We start from the raw sequence: 18,779 nt of genomic DNA, 5'->3' as shown, positions 1-18,779 counted from the left end.
TTGGACCTTCCCTGAACACATAGGGGGAGAAAGTATGGCTGCTATTATTATTGATGGAAAAGAAATTGCTAAAAAGAAGAAACTTGAAATCGCCGACCAGGTCCAGGAGTTGAAAAAACAGGGAGTAACTCCAGGCCTGGCTGTGATTCTTGTCGGTGATAACCAGGCATCGAGAACGTATGTCAACAGCAAGCAAAAAACGGCAAGGGAACTTGGTATGCATAATGTCCTGATTGAGTATCCCGTCTCCATTACTGAGCAAGAGCTACTGGCCAAGATAGACGAACTCAATAAGGATGAAGATATTCACGGGATTTTAGTGCAGCTTCCGCTTCCGGATCATATCAGTGAAAAGAACCTGATTGAAGCTATTTCTCCTGAAAAAGATGTTGATGGCTTCCATCCAATCAATATCGGCAGGATGATGACTGGCCAGGATGCTTTTTTACCATGCACGCCATATGGTGTAATGGTCATGATGAATGAAATAGAGATGGATCTTTCCGGGAAGCATGTGGTTGTCGTAGGCAGGAGCAATATTGTCGGCAAGCCTGCAGGGCAACTCTTCTTAAATGAAAATGCAACCGTTACATATTGCCATTCGAGGACAAAAGATTTAAAAGAACATACGAAACAGGCAGATGTAGTCATTGCAGCAGTCGGGAAAGTGGACTTGATTACAGCTGACCATATCAAGCCGGGCGCTGTGGTCATCGATGTTGGCATGAACCGCAATCAGCATGGCAAGCTTTGCGGTGATGTAGCTTATGATGAAGTCAAAGAAAAAGCCGGGTATATCACTCCTGTGCCTGGCGGAGTCGGCCCTATGACCATCGCCATGTTGATGTACAATACATTAAAGTCTGCAAAGAACCATATGAACAGACTTCAAAACTCAAATCTATAAGGCGTGATTCTGTCCATATCTGTTATAAGTTAGAAACTGAAAATCCACTTATGTTAAGTGACGAATCGGGATTCTAAATTTATAATGGGTATGGGCAGTTTTTTTGAGATCAAAGCACCACAAAAGGAGTTTACCAATGGATAATCAGCGTTATCTAACCGTCAACGCGTTAACCAAATACATAAAACGAAAATTTGATGCCGATCCGCATCTTCAGGGCGTTTATATCAAAGGGGAAATTTCCAACTTCAAAAGGCATTCGAGCGGGCATATGTATTTTACCCTCAAGGATGAGAAAGCACGAATACTTGCTGTTATGTTCGCGGGTGCTGCCAGGTCCATGAAGTTCAAGCCTGAGAATGGCATGAAGGTTCTGGTCAGGGGAGATATCTCTGTGTACGAAGGCAGTGGCCAGTACCAGGTATACATAAAAGAAATGAAAACCGATGGTGTGGGCGATTTATTTGTTGCTTATGAGCAGCTGAAGAAGAAGCTTGAGCAAGAAGGGCTTTTTTCTCCAAAATATAAGCAGCCTATTCCGAAATATCCAAAAGCAGTCGGCATTGTTACATCTCCAACTGGGGCAGCAATCCGCGATATATTAACAACGATTAAAAGAAGATATCCTGTTACGAAAGTAATGATTTTCCCAGCCCTTGTTCAGGGAGACCAGGGAGGTCCATCGATTGTGAAGGCAATCGAGAAGGCGAATGCAAGAACAGATATTGATGTTCTGATCATCGGCCGCGGGGGCGGATCGATTGAGGAGCTATGGAATTTTAATGAGGAATCAGTTGCCAGGGCAATTTTCGCCTCGAAAATTCCTATTATTTCAGCAGTCGGCCATGAAACAGACTTCACGATCGCTGACTTTGTCGCAGACATGAGAGCGCCGACGCCAACTGGAGCTGCAGAGCTGGCCGTCCCTCATATCCAGGAGCTCATTGAGAGGGTTATGAACAGGGAAACAAGGCTGATGAGGGCGATGCGGGAAAAAGTATTCTTCCAGCAGGAGCGGTATCAGCGGCTGATCAGGTCATATGCCTTCCGTTATCCTAGGAAGCTTTATGAACAAAAACTTGAACAAGTGGACAAGCTGACGGAATCGCTGACCCGAGGAGCTGGAAAACTGTATTCTTCAAAAAATGATGCGCTTCTTCAGTTGAAACGGAGACTGGAACGAAGTCACCCAGAAGAACTGAGGAAAGTGTCTGCTGAAAGGCATATAAGGACTGCGAGGGCTTTAAACAGGGCCATGACGGCCGTCTTATCTGAAAAGCGAAAAGAGTTCAATGGAATCGTATCTACGCTTGAAGCCTTAAGCCCGTTAAAGATCATGGACCGTGGCTATAGCCTTGCATACACAGAAGATGGGGAACTAATCAAAACGGTCACCCAGGTAAAACCAGAACGGAAAATAAAGGTAAAGCTTTCTGATGGAAGCATTCAATGTGTCGTGACAGATATCAAGGAGAGTGAAAATGATGGCAGATGAAAAAAAACTAAGTTTTGAACAGGCGATGGAGCAACTGGAAACTATAGTTGAAAAACTTGAAGAAGGCGACGTGCCTTTGGAAGAAGCGATCTCTTTTTATAAAGACGGAATGGAATTATCCAAGCTTTGCCATGATAAGCTAAAGAATGTGGAAGAACAACTGGCCCAGATCATTACTGAAGATGGACGGACTGAAGGTTTCTCCATAAATGAGGAGGAATAGTATTGCATCCTGTATCACTTGATTCTTTTTCACAAAAATATAAGACACTCGTAGAGGAACGGCTAAAAGAGGCTGTTGATACCCTGGAGACACCGGAGAATCTTGCCAAGGCAATGCTTTATTCATTGCAGGCAGGCGGGAAAAGAATCCGTCCGCTACTCGTTTTCGCTGTATTGGAGGCATTCGGAAAAGACCCGCAGGATGGACTTGATGCTGCCGCGGCAATTGAAATGGTCCATACCTATTCACTTATTCACGATGATTTGCCGAGTATGGATGATGATGATTTGAGAAGAGGGAAGCCGACGAACCATAAAGTATTCGGTGAAGCGACTGCCATCCTTGCAGGGGACGCTTTACTAACCTTGAGTTTCAACATGCTGGCGGATATCCCTGAGACTGCCGCAACTGCAACGGTTAAGCTTGCCTTGATCAAGGGATTATCAGCTGCCGCTGGTGCTCCGGGTATGGTGGGCGGTCAGGTTGCGGATATGGAAGGGGAAAATAAAGAGCTGACTCTCGATCAGCTTGAATACATCCATATTAATAAAACTGGGAAATTGCTCGAGTACAGTATCATTGCCGGCGCAGAAATTGCCGGGGCAACTGCGGAGCAAAAGAAAGTACTGTCCAAGTTTGCCTATCATATTGGCCTTGCATTTCAGATACGTGATGATATCCTTGACCTTGAGGGTACTGAAGAAATGATCGGCAAGCCGGTGGGCAGCGATACAGCTAACGAAAAAAGTACGTATCCTGCTTTGCTTGGATTAGCAGGAGCTAAAGAAGCGCTTGATTACCATTTGCGAAGCGCGAAAGATTCACTTGCCAAAAGCGGACTTGAGGTAGGGATTCTTGACCAGATCACCGATTTGATTGGACTGCGCAACCATTAGAGCAGTCATTGAGAATAGTACAATAGTGTGCTATAATTGGCTGTTAGCACGGTAGTGTTGACAGTTTTTTTTATAAGATAGGAACGTATAGTTTTCACTTCGAGAATTGTCCAGCTCCAGCGCCTAGCCCCTCGAGTCGCTTGTCTAGTGTCGCCTCCTAGAAACTCCGAAACTTCAACTCCGCCGGCAGAAGCANNTATACATTTCTATTTCGGTCCGCCCGATAAAGTCAAAGAACGACTTCACTGTTCGGCCCTCCGAGGCACACGATGTGATAGACCCGCCAGCCACAGGACGTGGCGTTCTTTGGCGGGCAGCGCTTGTCGGGCTGAACAAGGCGCTTGCGCTTTTCTTATACATAAATCTGAAAATAGACGCCATATTTACAGCTAGTGCTTGAAAACCTTTCTTTACTTAATATATGTTATTACTAACAACTTTTTCAGAATATGATTAAACAACCCGGAATAATAAGTCAGAAATGAAAGTGAGTGGTCCGAAATGGATCTTTTATCAATAAAAGACCCTTCCTTCTTGAAAAATCTTTCGAACAAGGAATTGGAAGAGTTAAGCGGGGAGATTCGGCAGTTTTTAATTGAAAAACTATCAGTTACAGGCGGACACATAGGACCTAACCTCGGTGTTGTCGAATTAACGATTGCCCTTCATAAGTGTTTTGACAGCCCGAAGGATAAATTTCTTTGGGATGTTGGCCACCAATCATACGTACATAAAATCCTCACCGGAAGAGCGTGTCAATTTGATACATTAAGGCAGCATAAAGGACTGTGCGGTTTTCCAAAGATGATTGAAAGTGAGCATGATGTCTGGGAAACAGGCCATAGTTCAACTTCTCTATCAGCTGCTATGGGGATGGCGATTGCCCGAGACTTAAAGAGGGAAAATTCCCACATCGTTCCGATTATCGGTGATGGTGCCCTTACCGGTGGAATGGCTTTAGAGGCCTTGAATCACATCGGGCATGAAAAGAAGAAGCTGATTGTCATTTTGAATGATAACGAAATGTCGATTGCACCTAATGTTGGAGCTTTGCATAGTGTACTTGGCCGCCTACGGACTGCTGGGAAGTACCATTGGGTAAAAGATGAACTTGAATACTTGTTAAAAAAGGTGCCTGCTATTGGCGGTCAGCTCGCAGCGACTGCCGAAAGGATAAAGGACAGCTTAAAATATCTGTTTGTCTCAGGAATCTTTTTCGAGGAATTAGGATTCACCTATCTCGGACCAGTAGATGGTCATGATTACGACGACCTGTTTGAAAACCTTGCATATGCAAAAAAGCAGGAAGGTCCCGTGTTATTGCATGTCATTACGAAAAAGGGTAAGGGATATAACCCTGCGGAAAACGATAAAATTGGCACCTGGCATGGAACCGGACCTTATAAAATGGAGACCGGTGATTTTGTGAAGCCTGAATCGGCACCGCCGCCAGCCTGGAGCAAGCTGGTTAGTGAAACAGTAAGGAAAATCGCGAGGACCGATGAAAGGATCGTGGCTGTGACGCCAGCTATGCCTGTTGGTTCTAAGCTTGAGGGCTTTGCCAGCGAATTCCCTGACAGGATGATTGACGTCGGGATTGCTGAGCAGCATGCGGCTACGTTTGCAGCGGGCCTGGCAACGCAAAATATGAAACCATTCCTGGCGATCTATTCAACCTTCTTGCAGCGGGCTTATGATCAGGTGGTCCATGATATTTGCCGCCAGAACTTGAATGTCTTTATTGGCATTGACCGTGCGGGACTCGTTGGCGCAGATGGAGAAACGCATCAGGGTGTATTTGATATCGCCTTTTTAAGGCACTTGCCTAATATGGTATTGATGATGCCGAAAGATGAAAATGAAGGACAACACATGGTGTACACCGCTTTAAAGTATGACGAAGGCCCGATTGCGATGCGTTATCCACGAGGCAATGGGTTGGGTGTACCGATGGATGAAGAGTTAAAAGAAATCCCGATCGGAACCTGGGAAGTGCTTCGTGAAGGTGAAGATGCAGCCATCCTGACATTCGGAACAACGATTCCAATGGCTATGGAGGCAGCGGAGATTCTTGCTAAGCAGGGGATTTCAGTAAAAGTAGTCAATACCCGTTTTATCAAGCCTCTGGATGAAGAGATGCTCTCGGGCATCCTGAAAGATAACATTCCGATCCTTACCATTGAGGAAGCTGTCCTTCAAGGTGGATTCGGCAGCTTCGTGCTCGAAACATCACATGACCTTGGTTATCAGCATGTAGAAATCGACAGGATGGGTATCCCGGATCAATTCATTGAGCATGGCAGTGTTGATAAACTTCTTAAGGAAATTGGAATGACAACAGAAGATGTCGTCTTGCGAATGCAGAAGCTTGCGAGACAGAAACAAAAAAGGGCGTAGCAAATGAAAATCAAAAAAGAACGATTAGATGTACTGCTTGTTGAACGCGGCCTTGCCGAAACGAGGGAAAAGGCCAAACGGACAATCATGGCGGGGCTCGTCTACTCCAATGAAAACCGACTGGACAAGCCTGGTGAAAAGGTTAGCAGTGACATTCCCCTGACGGTAAAGGGAAATGTCCTGCCATATGTGAGTCGTGGGGGACTGAAGCTTGAAAAGGCATTAAAGGTTTTTAATCTTGATGTCCAAGGAAAAACGCTTCTGGATATCGGGTCTTCGACTGGCGGCTTTACTGATTGTGCCCTTCAAAATGGCGCTGAGATGTCTTATGCCCTGGATGTCGGCTATAACCAGCTTGCCTGGAAGCTGCGACAGGATGAACGTGTCGTCGTAATGGAGCGGACAAACTTCCGCTATGTGAAACCAGAGGACTTGATTAAAGGGATGCCAAATTTCGCAAGCATTGATGTATCTTTCATATCTCTGCGGCTGATCTTGCCTGTGTTAAAAACATTGCTGGTAACTGGCAGCGATGTTGTCGCACTCTTCAAGCCGCAATTTGAGGCCGGAAGAGAACAAGTCGGCAAAAAAGGTATCGTGCGTGACAGGAAAGTCCACGAACAAGTTTTGGACAGGATCATTTCTTTTTCGATAGAAGAGGGCTATGATGTTATGGATTTAAGCTTCTCGCCGATCACAGGCGGTGATGGCAATATCGAATTCCTGCTTCATCTGCAGTGGAATGGCACTGAAGAAGAAAAAGGGAGGCTGTTAATGAAGAACAAGCCTGAAGCAGTCGTGATCGAAGCGCATAATGAACTAAAATCAAAGCAAACCAGCGAAGAAGAATAGGCGGAATTAGCCTGTTCTTTTTTGTGTGATGGTAAAAGACACCTTAATTTTGAAATTTTCTTTTTTAAAATAGCAAGTTCACCACTTCGTCAATTCCAATGATATCTTTTGCCGAAAGTCCACGAATGATTGTACATTCTGTTGAAATCGGCTAACATATGAGTATATGAATGTTTCGGATATATCCAGGGGTGATATGAATGAATAAAGGACAGCGACATATAAAAATCCGTGAATTAATCGCGAGCAAAGATATCGAGACGCAGGATGAACTTGTCGATCGATTGAAAGCTGCCGGTTTTAATGTTACACAGGCGACAGTTTCACGTGACATCAAGGAGCTCCATCTTGTAAAGGTTCCTTTGATTGATGGGAGATACAAATACAGTCTTCCTGCAGATCAGCGTTTCAATCCATTGCAAAAATTAAAAAGGTCGTTAATGGATGCTTTTATCCGAATTGACCAGGCAGGCCATCTTTTAGTAATGAAAACTCTGCCGGGCAATGCCAATGCGATCGGAGCATTGATTGATAATCTCGATTGGGAAGATATTCTTGGGACGATTTGTGGAGATGATACCATCCTGATTATTTGCCGTACTCCAGAGGATACAGAGCAAGTCACAAATCGTTTTCTCGAAATGCTGTAAAAGAGGTGACGTTTCCTTGTTAAACGAATTATCAATACGAAACTTCGCAATAATTGAGTCATTATCCGTTTCTTTTAATAAAGGCCTTACCGTACTTACAGGTGAAACTGGTGCTGGGAAATCCATCATCATTGATGCCGTCCACTTGCTCGTTGGCGGGAGGGGCTCAGCAGAATTCGTCCGACATGGCGAAGATAAAGCTGAAATTGAAGGTTTATTCCATCTGGAAGGCGAAAACCATCCGAGCTATGGAAAAGCAGCTGAGTTTGGCATCGAGATTGAAGATGCGATGATTGTCTTAAGAAGAGATATTTCGGCGAGTGGAAAAAGCGTTTGCCGAATTAATGGCAAACTTGTCACAATCGCAACCCTGCGCGAAGTAGGTTCGACTTTGATTGATATTCATGGTCAGCATGAGCACCAGGAATTGATGGATGAGACAAAGCATATCAATCTGCTTGACCAATTTGGTGCAGATGAAATCCTGCCTGCCCTTCATGAATACCAGCAGGTTTTCCGTTCATATGAACAAACACAGAAAAAACTGAAAAGCTTAAGTGAAAATGAACAGCAAATGGCCCATAGACTTGATTTGATCCAGTTCCAACATGATGAAATCCTCACAGCGGACCTAAAGATGAATGAGGATGAGGAGCTTTTTGAAGAGAAGCGCAAGCTTGGCAACTTCGAAAAAATTTATGAGAGCATTCAGACCAGTTATTCCGCTTTGCAGGGTGAGCAAAAGGGACTTGACTGGGTTGGTTTAGCAATGGATAACCTTCAGAATGCGGCTGATCTGGATCAAGACTACAAAAATGTTGCGGACACTGTTGCGAACAGTTTTTATATGCTGGAAGACGCAGCAAGGACGATCAGGAATGAACTTGATTCTCTTGAATATGATCCGCAGCGGCTGATTGAAATCGATGACAGACTAAATGAAATCAATCAATTGAAGCGTAAATATGGGAAAACGATAGAAGAAATCCTGGAGTATTCCTCGAAAATCGAAGAAGAAATTGAGACGCTGCAAAATAAAGAAGTCCATATTGGCCAGATGGAAAAGGAGCTTGCATCGCTTAAGAAGGATTTGCGTATCGAGGCCAATAACCTGACTCAAACTCGCAGGAAATGGGCGAAAAAACTTACAAAGTTAATCCATAAAGAACTAAAAGAGCTGTATATGGAAAAGACAGTTTTCGACCTAAGAATCGACGCTAATGCTGACCATTTCCATAAGAAGGGTTCTGATAAGGTTGAATTTTATATCTCTACAAATCCAGGCGAACCACTGAAGCCTTTGTCAAAAATTGCATCCGGAGGAGAACTTTCGCGGATCATGCTCGCCCTGAAAAGTATCTTCTCAAAACATCAGGGTGTCACTTCGATTATTTTTGATGAAGTGGACACAGGAGTCAGCGGCCGGGTTGCACAATCGATTGCCGAAAAAATCTATAGTGTATCGGCTGGATCACAGGTTCTGTGCATTTCGCATTTGCCTCAAGTCGCCGCGATGGCAGATACACACCTGTATATCGCAAAAGTCATAAAGAGTGGAAGGACGAAAACATCTGTCACTCCACTTTCTTCCTCTGAAAAAGTAAAGGAAATTGTCAGGATGATCTCAGGGGTTGAAGTTACGGACCTGACGAAACAGCATGCTGAAGAATTGCTGAAGCTTGCCCAGAATATGAAGGCAGTTACATGAAAAGCTATCCATAATGGGTAGCTTTTTTATTTTTATACAGGTTATAAATGCGGGGAGTCGAGGCAAAATTAAAGATGTAGCCATTTTCGATGTGTGTGGACTAGAAGCGAGGAGAGTGAATGGATTTGAAAAAGGATTTTCTCAGAAAATTTATTGGTGGAATTCTCCTTGTTTCATTAATTGCTTTAGGATTTGCAAAACCAGTACATGAATATTTATCTATTCCAGGTGATATAACATTATTCGAGGGGCAAAAGCTTGATTTCCAGGCGAATGCAGTCCAAGTTTCAGCTCCCGTAAAAGACTCAAATATCGCAGTCGATCAAAACGGTGAAACCTTGTCTCTAGAGGCAAAAAGACATGGGAAGGATGAAATGGTCCTTGAACTAGCCGGATTCCCGGTTAAAAAAGTTGATGTCAATGTCTTGAAAGATTTCAAGGTCAGGCCAGGCGGTCAATCAATAGGAGTAAAGCTGAATACGGTTGGTGTCCTTGTGGTCGGGCATCACCAGGTACAGGCTAACGAAGGAAGAGTGTCACCAGGTGAAAAAGCAGGCATAAAAAAAGGCGACATTATTACAGAAATCAATGGACAGCAAATAGAAAAAATGGCCGACGTCGGCCCGTTTGTTAAGCAAGCAGGGGAAGACGGAAAGCCATTAGATGTTGTAATTAAAAGGGAAAATGAAAAAATCAAAACTCAACTACAGCCAGAAAAAGATGTTAATGAAAACACTTATAAGCTTGGGTTGTATATACGCGATTCAGCTGCAGGAATTGGGACGATGACTTTTTATCATCCTCAGACAAAAAAATATGGAGCACTGGGGCATGTCATTTCCGACATGGATACGAAGAAGCCGATCGTCGTTGGTGATGGGCAAATCGTAAGATCTACAGTTACTTCGATTGAAAAAGGCGGTAAAGGCAATCCGGGGGAAAAGCTGGCTCGCTTTTCATCTGACCGGGAAGTAATCGGGAATATCCGAAGGAACAGTCCTTTTGGAATCTTTGGCGAACTGAACAAAGATATTTCAAATGGCGTATTTGATAAACCCCTGCCAATTGCGCTTTCGCATCAAGTGAAAGAAGGTCCGGCGAAAATCCTGACGGTCGTGAATAATGACGAAGTAAACCTTTTTGATATAGAGATTGTCAGCACTATCCCACAGAAATTTCCAGCAACGAAAGGGATGGTCATTAAGGTAACCGACCCGGAACTGTTAGAAAAAACAGGTGGAATTGTCCAGGGAATGAGCGGCAGTCCGATCATCCAGGGAGATAAGCTAGTGGGAGCTGTCACCCACGTCTTTGTAAATGACCCAACAAGTGGATATGGTGTTCATATAGAATGGATGCTGAACGAAGCAGGAATAGACATTTACGAAAAACCAAGAGAGCAGGCAAGTTAATACCGGAATTCGGCGGCGGCAAATAGCCGCCTTTTCTTTGTGTGTGTGCATGATCAATAAAAGGAGACAGCCTGAAAACAAGATTATTCGACAAATTACCAGAAGCTTTTTTGTCAACTAGCGAAATAAGTCGAAAAACAAAGGAAAATGAAGCATTAATAAGAAAATATTACTTTTTTAAGAAAAAATTAAAAATAAGAGGAATTTCTGTTGCATTGTCGAATTAGTCATTTAGAATAGAATTTAGAGAAGATAATGTTTGTGATCATAATTGGATTGAGGAGGAACCAAGTAGTGAACAAAATAAAAGTATGCGTAGTTGATGACAACAGAGAATTAGTAGGTCTTCTTGAGGAATATATTTCCTCTCAGGATGATATGGAGATAGTTGGAGTTGCCCATAATGGCCAGGAATGTTTAGAAATGCTCGAAGATACAGATCCTGATGTCTTGCTTTTAGATATTATTATGCCTCACCTTGATGGTTTGGCGGTCCTGGAGAGACTTCGTGAAATGAAGAAGGGAATCATTCCAAATGTAATCATGCTGACTGCATTTGGCCAGGAAGATGTAACAAAGAAAGCAGTAGACCTTGGGGCATCCTATTTCATTCTCAAGCCGTTCGATATGGAGCAGCTGGCAGGCCATATCCGCCAGGTAAGCGGCAAGGCAAAATCAGTAGCGCGAAAACCATCGTCATCAATTAATTATGGCAGATCGAATGCGGAACAAAAGCCTAAAAACCTTGATGCAAGCATTACGAGCATCATTCATGAAATTGGCGTCCCTGCACATATTAAAGGTTATATGTACTTGCGTGAGGCCATTTCAATGGTATATAACGATATTGAACTACTTGGTTCGATCACAAAAGTCCTCTATCCAGATATCGCCAAGAAATTCAATACAACGGCAAGCCGTGTAGAACGTGCAATCCGCCATGCGATTGAAGTGGCATGGAGCAGAGGGAATATCGATTCCATTTCCTCGCTGTTTGGTTATACTGTTTCAATGACAAAAGCAAAGCCGACAAATTCCGAATTCATCGCAATGGTCGCTGACAAGCTTCGCCTTGAGCATAAAGCTTCTTGAAAGAGTTAGGAAAAAATTAGCTATTTATTCTTAATATTATATGGAACATCTTACTTTATCACGGTCTTACCGTACTAAAGTAAGATGTTTTTATATGCCTGGAAATTGGTAAACCATGAGTATGCATATTATCATGTATATGTAGCGAACGATTACATAAAAAAACGCCTAATAGGCGTTTTGAGAATTATTTTTCTTTTTCTTTTTCAAGTTCCGTTAATTTTTGAATAAGGATATGTTGGGGCATGTGCATGATTTGTTCAATAGGCACTCCGAGTTTTTCGGAAAGCTTAACAGCGGTCTCAGCGGAAATATGTAATGGTCTCATTGTTTATTTACCTCCAAATTGAAAAGATGGGTGTGATGGTTTATGACTCTTATTTTAGCACATCGCGGCTATGCAGCCGAATATCCTGAAAACACTTTGCTGGCATTTAAAGAAGCCGAAAAAGCGGGTGCTGAGGGGCTGGAACTTGATGTCCAGATGACAAGAGACGGTGAGCTAGTTGTGATCCATGATGAAAAGGTTGAACGAACAACCGATGGCTCTGGACTGGTAAAGGACTACAATTTAAAGGATTTAAGAAAATTGGATGCCCGTTTCAAATTCGAAGCTTTACCAAAAAAAGTACCGATTCCTACTTTAGATGAAGTACTGGAATGGCTATCAGCAACCAAAATGGTCTGCAATATTGAATTAAAAAATAGTATCATCCCTTATGAAGGCATGGAAGAAAAGGTCATAAATATGGTTAGGGCTTATGGCTTATCAGACAGGATCATCATTTCATCCTTCAATCATTACAGCATTGTCCACAGCTATTTGCTTGCGCCAGAGATTGAAATCGCACCTTTGCTTTCCGAAGGCTTATACATGCCCTGGATTTACGCACAGTCGATAAAAGCTAAAGGCTTTCATCCTCACTGGCGGGCTGCACCGGATCAAACCGTCAGAGCCTCCCTGGAGAGCGGGATTGAAGTGAGACCATATACTGTAAATAAAGAGACAGAGCTGGAAAGGTTGTTCAAGGTTGATTGCAGTGCGATCATAACAGATGACCCTGCAAAAGCAAGGAGAATAAGGGAAAAAATAAACAGGCCTGAATAAATCAAGGCCTGTTTTGCTTTTTATTGCTATCAGGTATTCGAAAAAATGCCTGGACTTTATTTCTTTTACGATCACGATGCAGGATAAAACCAGCGATGAACCCCAGTCCAGCCAGGAAAAAAAGAAGTCCCGCAAGGAATTGAAGCCACAAATACGGAAATGGCGCCTGCAAGATTCCAAACACCATGTCTCGCATAAGTTTTACCCCTAAAGCAGCAATGACGCCTGGTATCAACATAATGATTAATGCTATGATCCTGATCATTTGGTTTCCCCTCATTATTTGTCCTCTGTTAAAAAGTATACTTAACCCCGTGTTTTTCCGCAATATAAGTTATTCAAAGAGCATTACTTACAGAAGAGTTAGAATACAAAGAAATTTGTCAGCGCATACAAAAAGAATTACAATAATAGTGAAAGATTTTGCAGACTAGAAAATTGGACCCATGAAATATTTTTCCAGATATGTGGTGGATATTATGCAGAAAGTAATGATTGTAGGAGCGGGTAAGGGTGGAACTGCCATCCTGAACATTTTCAAACAGACTGCAGATGTGATAGCTGTGGTTGATCTTAATCCTGACGCCCCCGGAATTCTCGCGGCGCAAAATGCTGGCATCCAAACCGGAACAGATTGGCATCAATATATGTCAGATCATCTGGATATCATCATTGAAGTGACCGGTGAAGAGGAAGTCTTCAAGGAATTAAGGGAAGCCCGCGGTAAAAACACTGTACTGATTCCCGGCAGTGTCGCATTTCTATTGGCGACCCTTTTAGAGGAAAAGGAAGAGTTAATAAAAACTCTCAGAAAAATTACATATGAGCATGACTTGATTTTTAACTCTTCTGGAGATGGCATGGTAGTCATCAATACAGAAGGAATCATAACTTTGTTTAACAAAAGTGCTGAAAAAATTATCGGAACAACAAGAGAACAGGCAGAAGGGCATCATGTTTTAGAAATTATACCAACAAGCAAGCTTCTTAGAATTCTTAACACCAGAAAGACAGAGTCCAACCAGGAATTATTGCTTCCAAATGGGTCGAAAATCATCACTACCAGAATCCCAATTATTGATGAAAATGACCAACTGATTGGAGCGTTCTCTGTTTTTAAGGATATTACAGAAGTTGTGAATCTTGCGGAAGAGATAACAAATTTAAAAGAGATTCAAACAATGCTTCAGGCAATCATAAACTCCAGCGATGAAGCGATTTCTGTAGTAGATGAGGATGGCCGGGGGATTTTGATCAATCCTGCTTATACCAGGATAACCGGACTGAAGGAAGAGGAAGTAATCGGGCAGCCAGCCACCGCTGATATATCCGAAGGCGAGAGCATGCACATGAAAGTCCTAAAGACGAGAAGACCAGTTCGTGGAACAGCGATGAGGGTTGGCCCCAATAAAAAAGAAGTTGTTGTCAACGTAGCCCCGATCATAGTAGATGGGAAGCTAAAGGGAAGTGTCGGGGTTATCCATGATATGTCGGAAATCCAGAGCTTAAATCGGGAGCTGACACGCGCAAGGCAGATTATCAGGACCCTTGAAGCGAAATACTCGTTTGAGGATATTATCGGCCAAGCAGAAGAAATGACGATTCCGATTGAACAAGCGAAGCTCGGGGCGAAAACGCCTGCAACTGTCCTCCTTCGCGGGGAATCAGGAACAGGGAAAGAATTATTTGCACATGCGATTCACAATGCCAGCGACCGCAAGTTCAACAAGTTTATACGTGTCAATTGCGCGGCAATTTCTGAATCGCTGCTGGAAAGCGAACTTTTTGGCTACGAAGAAGGAGCGTTTTCAGGTGCCAAACGGGGCGGTAAACGCGGGTTTTTTGAAGAAGCCAATAACGGCAGTATTTTTCTTGATGAAATCGGTGAATTGCCTGCCAATACACAAGCCAAATTACTCCGGGTTTTACAGGAGAGAGAAATTGTCCGGGTGGGTGGAACGAAACCCCTACCAATCAATGTCAGGGTTATAGCCGCCACAAATATGAACCTTGAAAAAGCGATTGCGAACGGCAGTTTTAGAGAAGACTTATATTATCGTTTGAACAGAATGCCGATTCATATACCGCCTCTCAGAAGAAGGAAAGAAGATATTCCTCTCCTATGTGAAAGGTTGATCCGAAAAATTAATCAAGACTATGGACGTAACGTTGAAGGTGTTTCTGAGGATGCCATTAAAAAGTTGATAGATTATGATTGGCCCGGAAATGTAAGGGAGCTTGAAAATGTCCTTGGTCGCGCAATTATCTTCTTGAGTTATAGTGAAACGATCATCCGTATTGAGCATTTGCCTGAATTGCAGAACAGCCAACTAAAGGATAGTGATGATACGATAGGTCAGTCAATTCCGACTGAACCCCTTGCGCTCCAGTTGGACAAGTACGAAGCGAAGGTAATCAAATCAACTCTTAAGGCTGTAAAAGGGAATAAAACAGCTGCAGCCAAAGTTTTAGGTGTATCAGTCAGAAATTTATATTATAAGCTCGAAAAATATAATATTGAAGCAGATAGCATGCAATAATTTTCACACTCTGCAATTTTTTGCATAATATTTTTGGGCAAAAGTAAAGCGTTTTCAACATTTTAAGTTGGCACAGTTCTTGCATTAATTATTAGCGGTGATGCGAGAAGAACAGAAAGGGTTGAATCATTCATGAAATTAGACTCACTTATCAGCATGGCATCCCAAAATGACAGGAAAACAGTTGCTGTCGCTGCGGCTGAAGATGTTGAGGTATTAGAGGCAGTTGCTCAGGCTGTAAACCTGGAGCTTGCCGATTTTCTTTTATACGGAAACAAGGAAGAAATCAAAAGAATGATTACAGCTAAGCATCCAGAACTTACAGACAGCAAAGGGGTTAAGATCATTTCCGCGCCTAATAATAATACTGCCGCAGAAATGGCCGTGAAAGCAGTCAAATCGAAAGAAGCCAATGTCGTGATGAAAGGGAATATCCCGACTGCTGCGATTTTGAAGGCTGTCCTAAATAAAGAATATGGTCTGAGGACCGGCGCAGTGCTTTCCCACGTGGCTGTATTTGAAGTGCCTGGCTACGATCGATTTACCATCGTTACCGATGCAGCTATGAATATTGCACCAGATCTTGAGCAAAAAGCCCAAATCATCAAGAATGCTGTCAAGGTAGCTCATTCTATAGGGATTGAACTGCCAAAAGTGGCGCCACTCGCAGCGGTTGAAGTGATCAATCCGACCATGCAGGCCACGGTAGATGCAGCTTCATTAACGATGATGAACAAAAGAGGACAAATTCCCGGATGTATCGTGGATGGCCCGCTAGCCCTCGATAATGCGGTTTCACAGCTTGCCGCAGAGCATAAGGGGATAAAAAGTGAGGTCGCCGGCAGGGTTGATATCCTGTTAGTCCCAGCGATCGAGGTAGGAAATGTCCTTTATAAATCATTAATTTACTTTGCCAACGCAAAGGTTGGGGCAGTCATTGCCGGGGCAAAAGCACCAATCGTGTTAACATCCAGGGCGGACACTGCTGAGAGCAAGTTATACTCACTTGCATTGGCGTTATGCTCTGCTTCTAAATAAGTTACATAATCCAGGGGAGGAATTAGAAATGGAAATTTTCAAGTATCTAGAACAGTACGATTATGAGCAGGTTGTATTTTGCCAGGATAAACAGTCAGGATTGAAAGCAATCATTGCAATTCATGATACAACTCTTGGACCAGCTTTGGGCGGAACTCGTATGTGGACTTATGCATCTGAAGAAGCGGCAATCGAGGATGCACTTCGCCTTGCTAAAGGTATGACATACAAGAATGCTGCTGCTGGCCTGAATCTTGGCGGCGGAAAGACAGTTATTATCGGTGATCCGCGCAAGGATAAGAATGAAGAAATGTTCCGTGCTTTCGGCCGCTATATCCAGGGCTTGAATGGAAGATATATCACTGCAGAAGATGTGGGTACTACTGTGGCAGATATGGACTTAATCCATGAGGAAACTGATTATGTAACTGGTATCTCACCAGCATTCGGTTCATCTGGAAATCCTTCCCCGGTAACGGCTTACGGCGTATACAGAGGAATGAAGGCAGCTGCTAAGGAAGCTTTTGGCACTGATTCTCTAGAAGGAAAAACAATCGCAGTTCAAGGTGTGGGCAATGTGGCATATAATCTTTGCCGTCACCTCCATGAAGAAGGCGCACAGCTGATCGTTACTGATATTAACAAGGAAGCAGTACAAAGAGCTGTTGAGGAATTCGGTGCTAAAGCGGTTGAGCCGGATGAAATCTATAGCGTAGACTGTGACATTTACGCACCATGTGCATTAGGTGCTGTAATCAACGACGAAACAATTCCTCAGATCAAAGCGAAGGTTATTGCCGGAGCAGCGAACAACCAGCTTAAGGATACAAAACATGGAGATATCATACATGAAATGGGTATTGTGTACGCACCTGACTATGTCATCAATGCTGGCGGTGTAATCAATGTTGCTGATGAGCTTTACGGCTATAACGCTGAAAGAGCAATGAAAAAGGTTGAAACTATTTACAACAATATCGAAAAAGTAATTGAAATTGCTAAAAGGGATGGAATTCCTACTTATAAAGCGGCTGACCGTATGGCAGAAGAGCGGATTGAAAGAATGCGCAATTCCCGCAGCCAGTTCCTGCAAAACGGCCATCATATCCTTAGCCGCCGTTAATTTAGGCTCATATCGAGATAATTGTTGGTGTTAAACATGGTAACAAATGTTTATCAAGGGTAGGGCAAAGCCTCGAAGTCAATAATAATGGGGTTGAGTTATACAAATTGCAACAATGAATTCGAAAACAGCCTTTAAAAGGTTCCGCAGAGAGCGCTGAATATTTGTTTCGGCGCCTCTGCTGTTTCCTAAATGCTACTGACGTATTGCGGATTTTTGCATTCCGCGAGCAAATTGGAGGTTTAACTGTGCAACAAACAGAACATCGGATTCTAGTTATCAATCCAGGATCTACATCAACGAAAATTGGAGTATTTGACAATGAGGTTTCCGTTTTTGAAAAAACAATCCGTCATGATTCAGCTGTCATCAACTCCTATGAAACCATCATCGACCAATACGAATTCAGGAAGAATACGATACTTGAAACGCTTGATACTGAAGGGATCAACATTTCAAAATTGAGTGCTGTTTGTGGGCGCGGCGGGCTGTTACGGCCAATCGAAGGCGGAACATATGCAGTGAATAATAAGATGCTTGATGACCTGCGAGCAGGTTATTCAGGCCAGCATGCTTCAAATCTGGGAGGTATTCTAGCATATGAAATTGCATCAGGTTTGAATATCCCTTCCTTTATCGTCGACCCGGTCGTGGTCGATGAACTTGATCCGGTTGCGCGTGTATCGGGATTCTCGCTCATTGAACGAAAAAGCATTTTTCATGCATTGAACCAAAAGGCAGTCGCCCGCAGGGTTTCGAAAGAGTTGGGTAAAAAATATGAAGAGCTGAACTTGATTATTACCCATCTTGGAGGGGGTATCACTGTTGGTGCCCATAAAATGGGAAGAGTTGTTGATGTGAATAACGGTCTGCATGGCGATGGCCCATTCAGTCCAGAACGTGCAGGTACAGTACCAGCGGGTGACCTAGTTCAGCTATGTTTTTCCGGTGATTATTTCCGCGAAGAAATAATGAAAAAACTAGTCGGCCAGGGCGGCCTTGTAGGATACCTTGGCACGAATGATGCAGTTAAGGTCGAAAAAATGATCAAGCAAGGAAATGCTAAGGCAAAGCTTATATACGAAGCGATGGCTTACCAGGTAGCAAAGGAAATCGGTTCAGCTAGTGCTGTCCTTGCCGGGAAAGTGGACGCGATTGTACTGACGGGCGGCCTTGCTTACGGCAAAGAGTTCGTCGAGGAAATCTCTGAACGAATTAATTGGATCGCGGACGTTATTGTCCATCCGGGGGAAAACGAACTGCAGGCTCTTGCTGAAGGCGCCCTCCGCATCCTGCGCGATGAAGAAAAAGTAAAAGAATATCCGGGCAGATAAGAAT

17 protein-coding genes are annotated in these 18,779 nt (G+C 43.3%); 15 read left to right on the top strand and 2 right to left on the bottom strand.

Annotated elements, in window-relative coordinates:
- The first annotated feature begins 34 nt into the window (after positions 1-34).
- The 10 genes from folD to spo0A all read left to right on the top strand — a co-directional run bounded on the left by folD (position 35) and on the right by spo0A (position 11,632).
- The gene (gene folD, locus J7E32_RS10230; protein ID WP_214906981.1) at positions 35-907 is read left to right on the top strand and encodes a bifunctional methylenetetrahydrofolate dehydrogenase/methenyltetrahydrofolate cyclohydrolase FolD; all 873 of its coding nucleotides are present in this window, start codon (positions 35-37) and stop codon (positions 905-907) included.
- Positions 908-1,043: 136 nt separating this feature from the next.
- Entirely contained in the window at positions 1,044-2,402 is a 1,359-nt protein-coding gene (gene xseA / locus J7E32_RS10225) for an exodeoxyribonuclease VII large subunit (protein WP_214906979.1), read from the top strand.
- Entirely contained in the window at positions 2,392-2,625 is a 234-nt protein-coding gene (locus J7E32_RS10220; protein WP_214907119.1) for an exodeoxyribonuclease VII small subunit, read from the top strand. The genes xseA and J7E32_RS10220 overlap by 11 nt, the downstream gene beginning before the upstream one ends.
- Positions 2,626-2,627: 2 nt before the next feature.
- Positions 2,628-3,521, top strand: a complete 894-nt coding sequence (locus J7E32_RS10215) for a polyprenyl synthetase family protein (RefSeq protein ID WP_214906977.1) — start codon at positions 2,628-2,630, stop codon at positions 3,519-3,521.
- Between the two features lie 501 nt (positions 3,522-4,022).
- Entirely contained in the window at positions 4,023-5,918 is a 1,896-nt protein-coding gene (gene dxs / locus J7E32_RS10210) for a 1-deoxy-D-xylulose-5-phosphate synthase (RefSeq protein WP_214906975.1), read from the top strand.
- A gap of 3 nt (positions 5,919-5,921) precedes the next feature.
- On the top strand, positions 5,922-6,770 hold the full coding sequence (locus tag J7E32_RS10205) for a TlyA family RNA methyltransferase (RefSeq protein ID WP_214906973.1): 849 nt from the start codon (positions 5,922-5,924) through the stop codon (positions 6,768-6,770).
- A gap of 200 nt (positions 6,771-6,970) precedes the next feature.
- Complete coding sequence (gene ahrC, locus J7E32_RS10200) at positions 6,971-7,420, top strand: transcriptional regulator AhrC/ArgR (protein WP_041967930.1); 450 nt, start codon at positions 6,971-6,973, stop codon at positions 7,418-7,420.
- A 16-nt stretch (positions 7,421-7,436) separates the two neighbouring features.
- Positions 7,437-9,128, top strand: coding sequence for a DNA repair protein RecN (gene recN, locus J7E32_RS10195; protein ID WP_214906971.1), 1,692 nt, complete (start codon positions 7,437-7,439; stop codon positions 9,126-9,128).
- Between the two features lie 119 nt (positions 9,129-9,247).
- Positions 9,248-10,540 carry a SpoIVB peptidase gene (gene spoIVB / locus J7E32_RS10190; RefSeq protein ID WP_214906969.1) on the top strand — a complete coding sequence of 431 codons (1,293 nt, stop codon included), beginning with the start codon at positions 9,248-9,250 and terminating at the stop codon, positions 10,538-10,540.
- A 294-nt stretch (positions 10,541-10,834) separates the two neighbouring features.
- Entirely contained in the window at positions 10,835-11,632 is a 798-nt protein-coding gene (gene spo0A / locus J7E32_RS10185; protein ID WP_214906967.1) for a sporulation transcription factor Spo0A, read from the top strand.
- A 187-nt stretch (positions 11,633-11,819) separates the two neighbouring features.
- Here spo0A and J7E32_RS10180 read toward each other — a convergent pair whose 3' ends face one another.
- Positions 11,820-11,960: a YycC family protein gene (locus tag J7E32_RS10180; protein ID WP_023627393.1), complete on the bottom strand. Its 141-nt coding sequence runs from the start codon at positions 11,958-11,960 to the stop codon at positions 11,820-11,822.
- A gap of 42 nt (positions 11,961-12,002) precedes the next feature.
- Here J7E32_RS10180 and J7E32_RS10175 point away from each other — a divergent pair, with 42 nt between their 5' ends.
- Positions 12,003-12,740 (top strand): glycerophosphodiester phosphodiesterase, encoded by a 738-nt coding sequence (locus J7E32_RS10175; protein ID WP_214906965.1) that lies wholly within the window; start codon positions 12,003-12,005, stop codon positions 12,738-12,740.
- 1 nt (position 12,741) lies between these two features.
- On the opposite strand, the gene J7E32_RS10170 is transcribed toward J7E32_RS10175, so the two are convergent.
- Positions 12,742-13,005 (bottom strand): DUF2627 domain-containing protein, encoded by a 264-nt coding sequence (locus J7E32_RS10170; protein WP_041967925.1) that lies wholly within the window; start codon positions 13,003-13,005, stop codon positions 12,742-12,744.
- Positions 13,006-13,219: 214 nt separating this feature from the next.
- On the opposite strand from J7E32_RS10170, the gene J7E32_RS10165 reads away from it, so the two are divergent.
- From J7E32_RS10165 to buk, 4 genes are all read left to right on the top strand, one after another.
- Positions 13,220-15,280: a sigma-54 interaction domain-containing protein gene (locus tag J7E32_RS10165; RefSeq protein ID WP_214906963.1), complete on the top strand. Its 2,061-nt coding sequence runs from the start codon at positions 13,220-13,222 to the stop codon at positions 15,278-15,280.
- A gap of 132 nt (positions 15,281-15,412) precedes the next feature.
- Positions 15,413-16,318 carry a phosphate butyryltransferase gene (gene yqiS, locus J7E32_RS10160; protein ID WP_214906961.1) on the top strand — a complete coding sequence of 302 codons (906 nt, stop codon included), beginning with the start codon at positions 15,413-15,415 and terminating at the stop codon, positions 16,316-16,318.
- Positions 16,319-16,346: 28 nt separating this feature from the next.
- Positions 16,347-17,441: a branched-chain amino acid dehydrogenase gene (gene bcd / locus J7E32_RS10155; protein WP_041967922.1), complete on the top strand. Its 1,095-nt coding sequence runs from the start codon at positions 16,347-16,349 to the stop codon at positions 17,439-17,441.
- Between the two features lie 248 nt (positions 17,442-17,689).
- On the top strand, positions 17,690-18,775 hold the full coding sequence (buk, locus tag J7E32_RS10150; RefSeq protein ID WP_214906959.1) for a butyrate kinase: 1,086 nt from the start codon (positions 17,690-17,692) through the stop codon (positions 18,773-18,775).
- Positions 18,776-18,779 lie beyond the last annotated feature (4 nt).

The sequence above is a fragment of the Bacillus sp. ISL-55 genome, assembly GCF_018613155.1.
Classification (GTDB): domain Bacteria; phylum Bacillota; class Bacilli; order Bacillales; family Cytobacillaceae; genus Mesobacillus.
The sequence above is the reverse complement of the archived record's forward strand: the minus strand, read 5'-3'. Positions and strand labels throughout refer to the sequence as shown.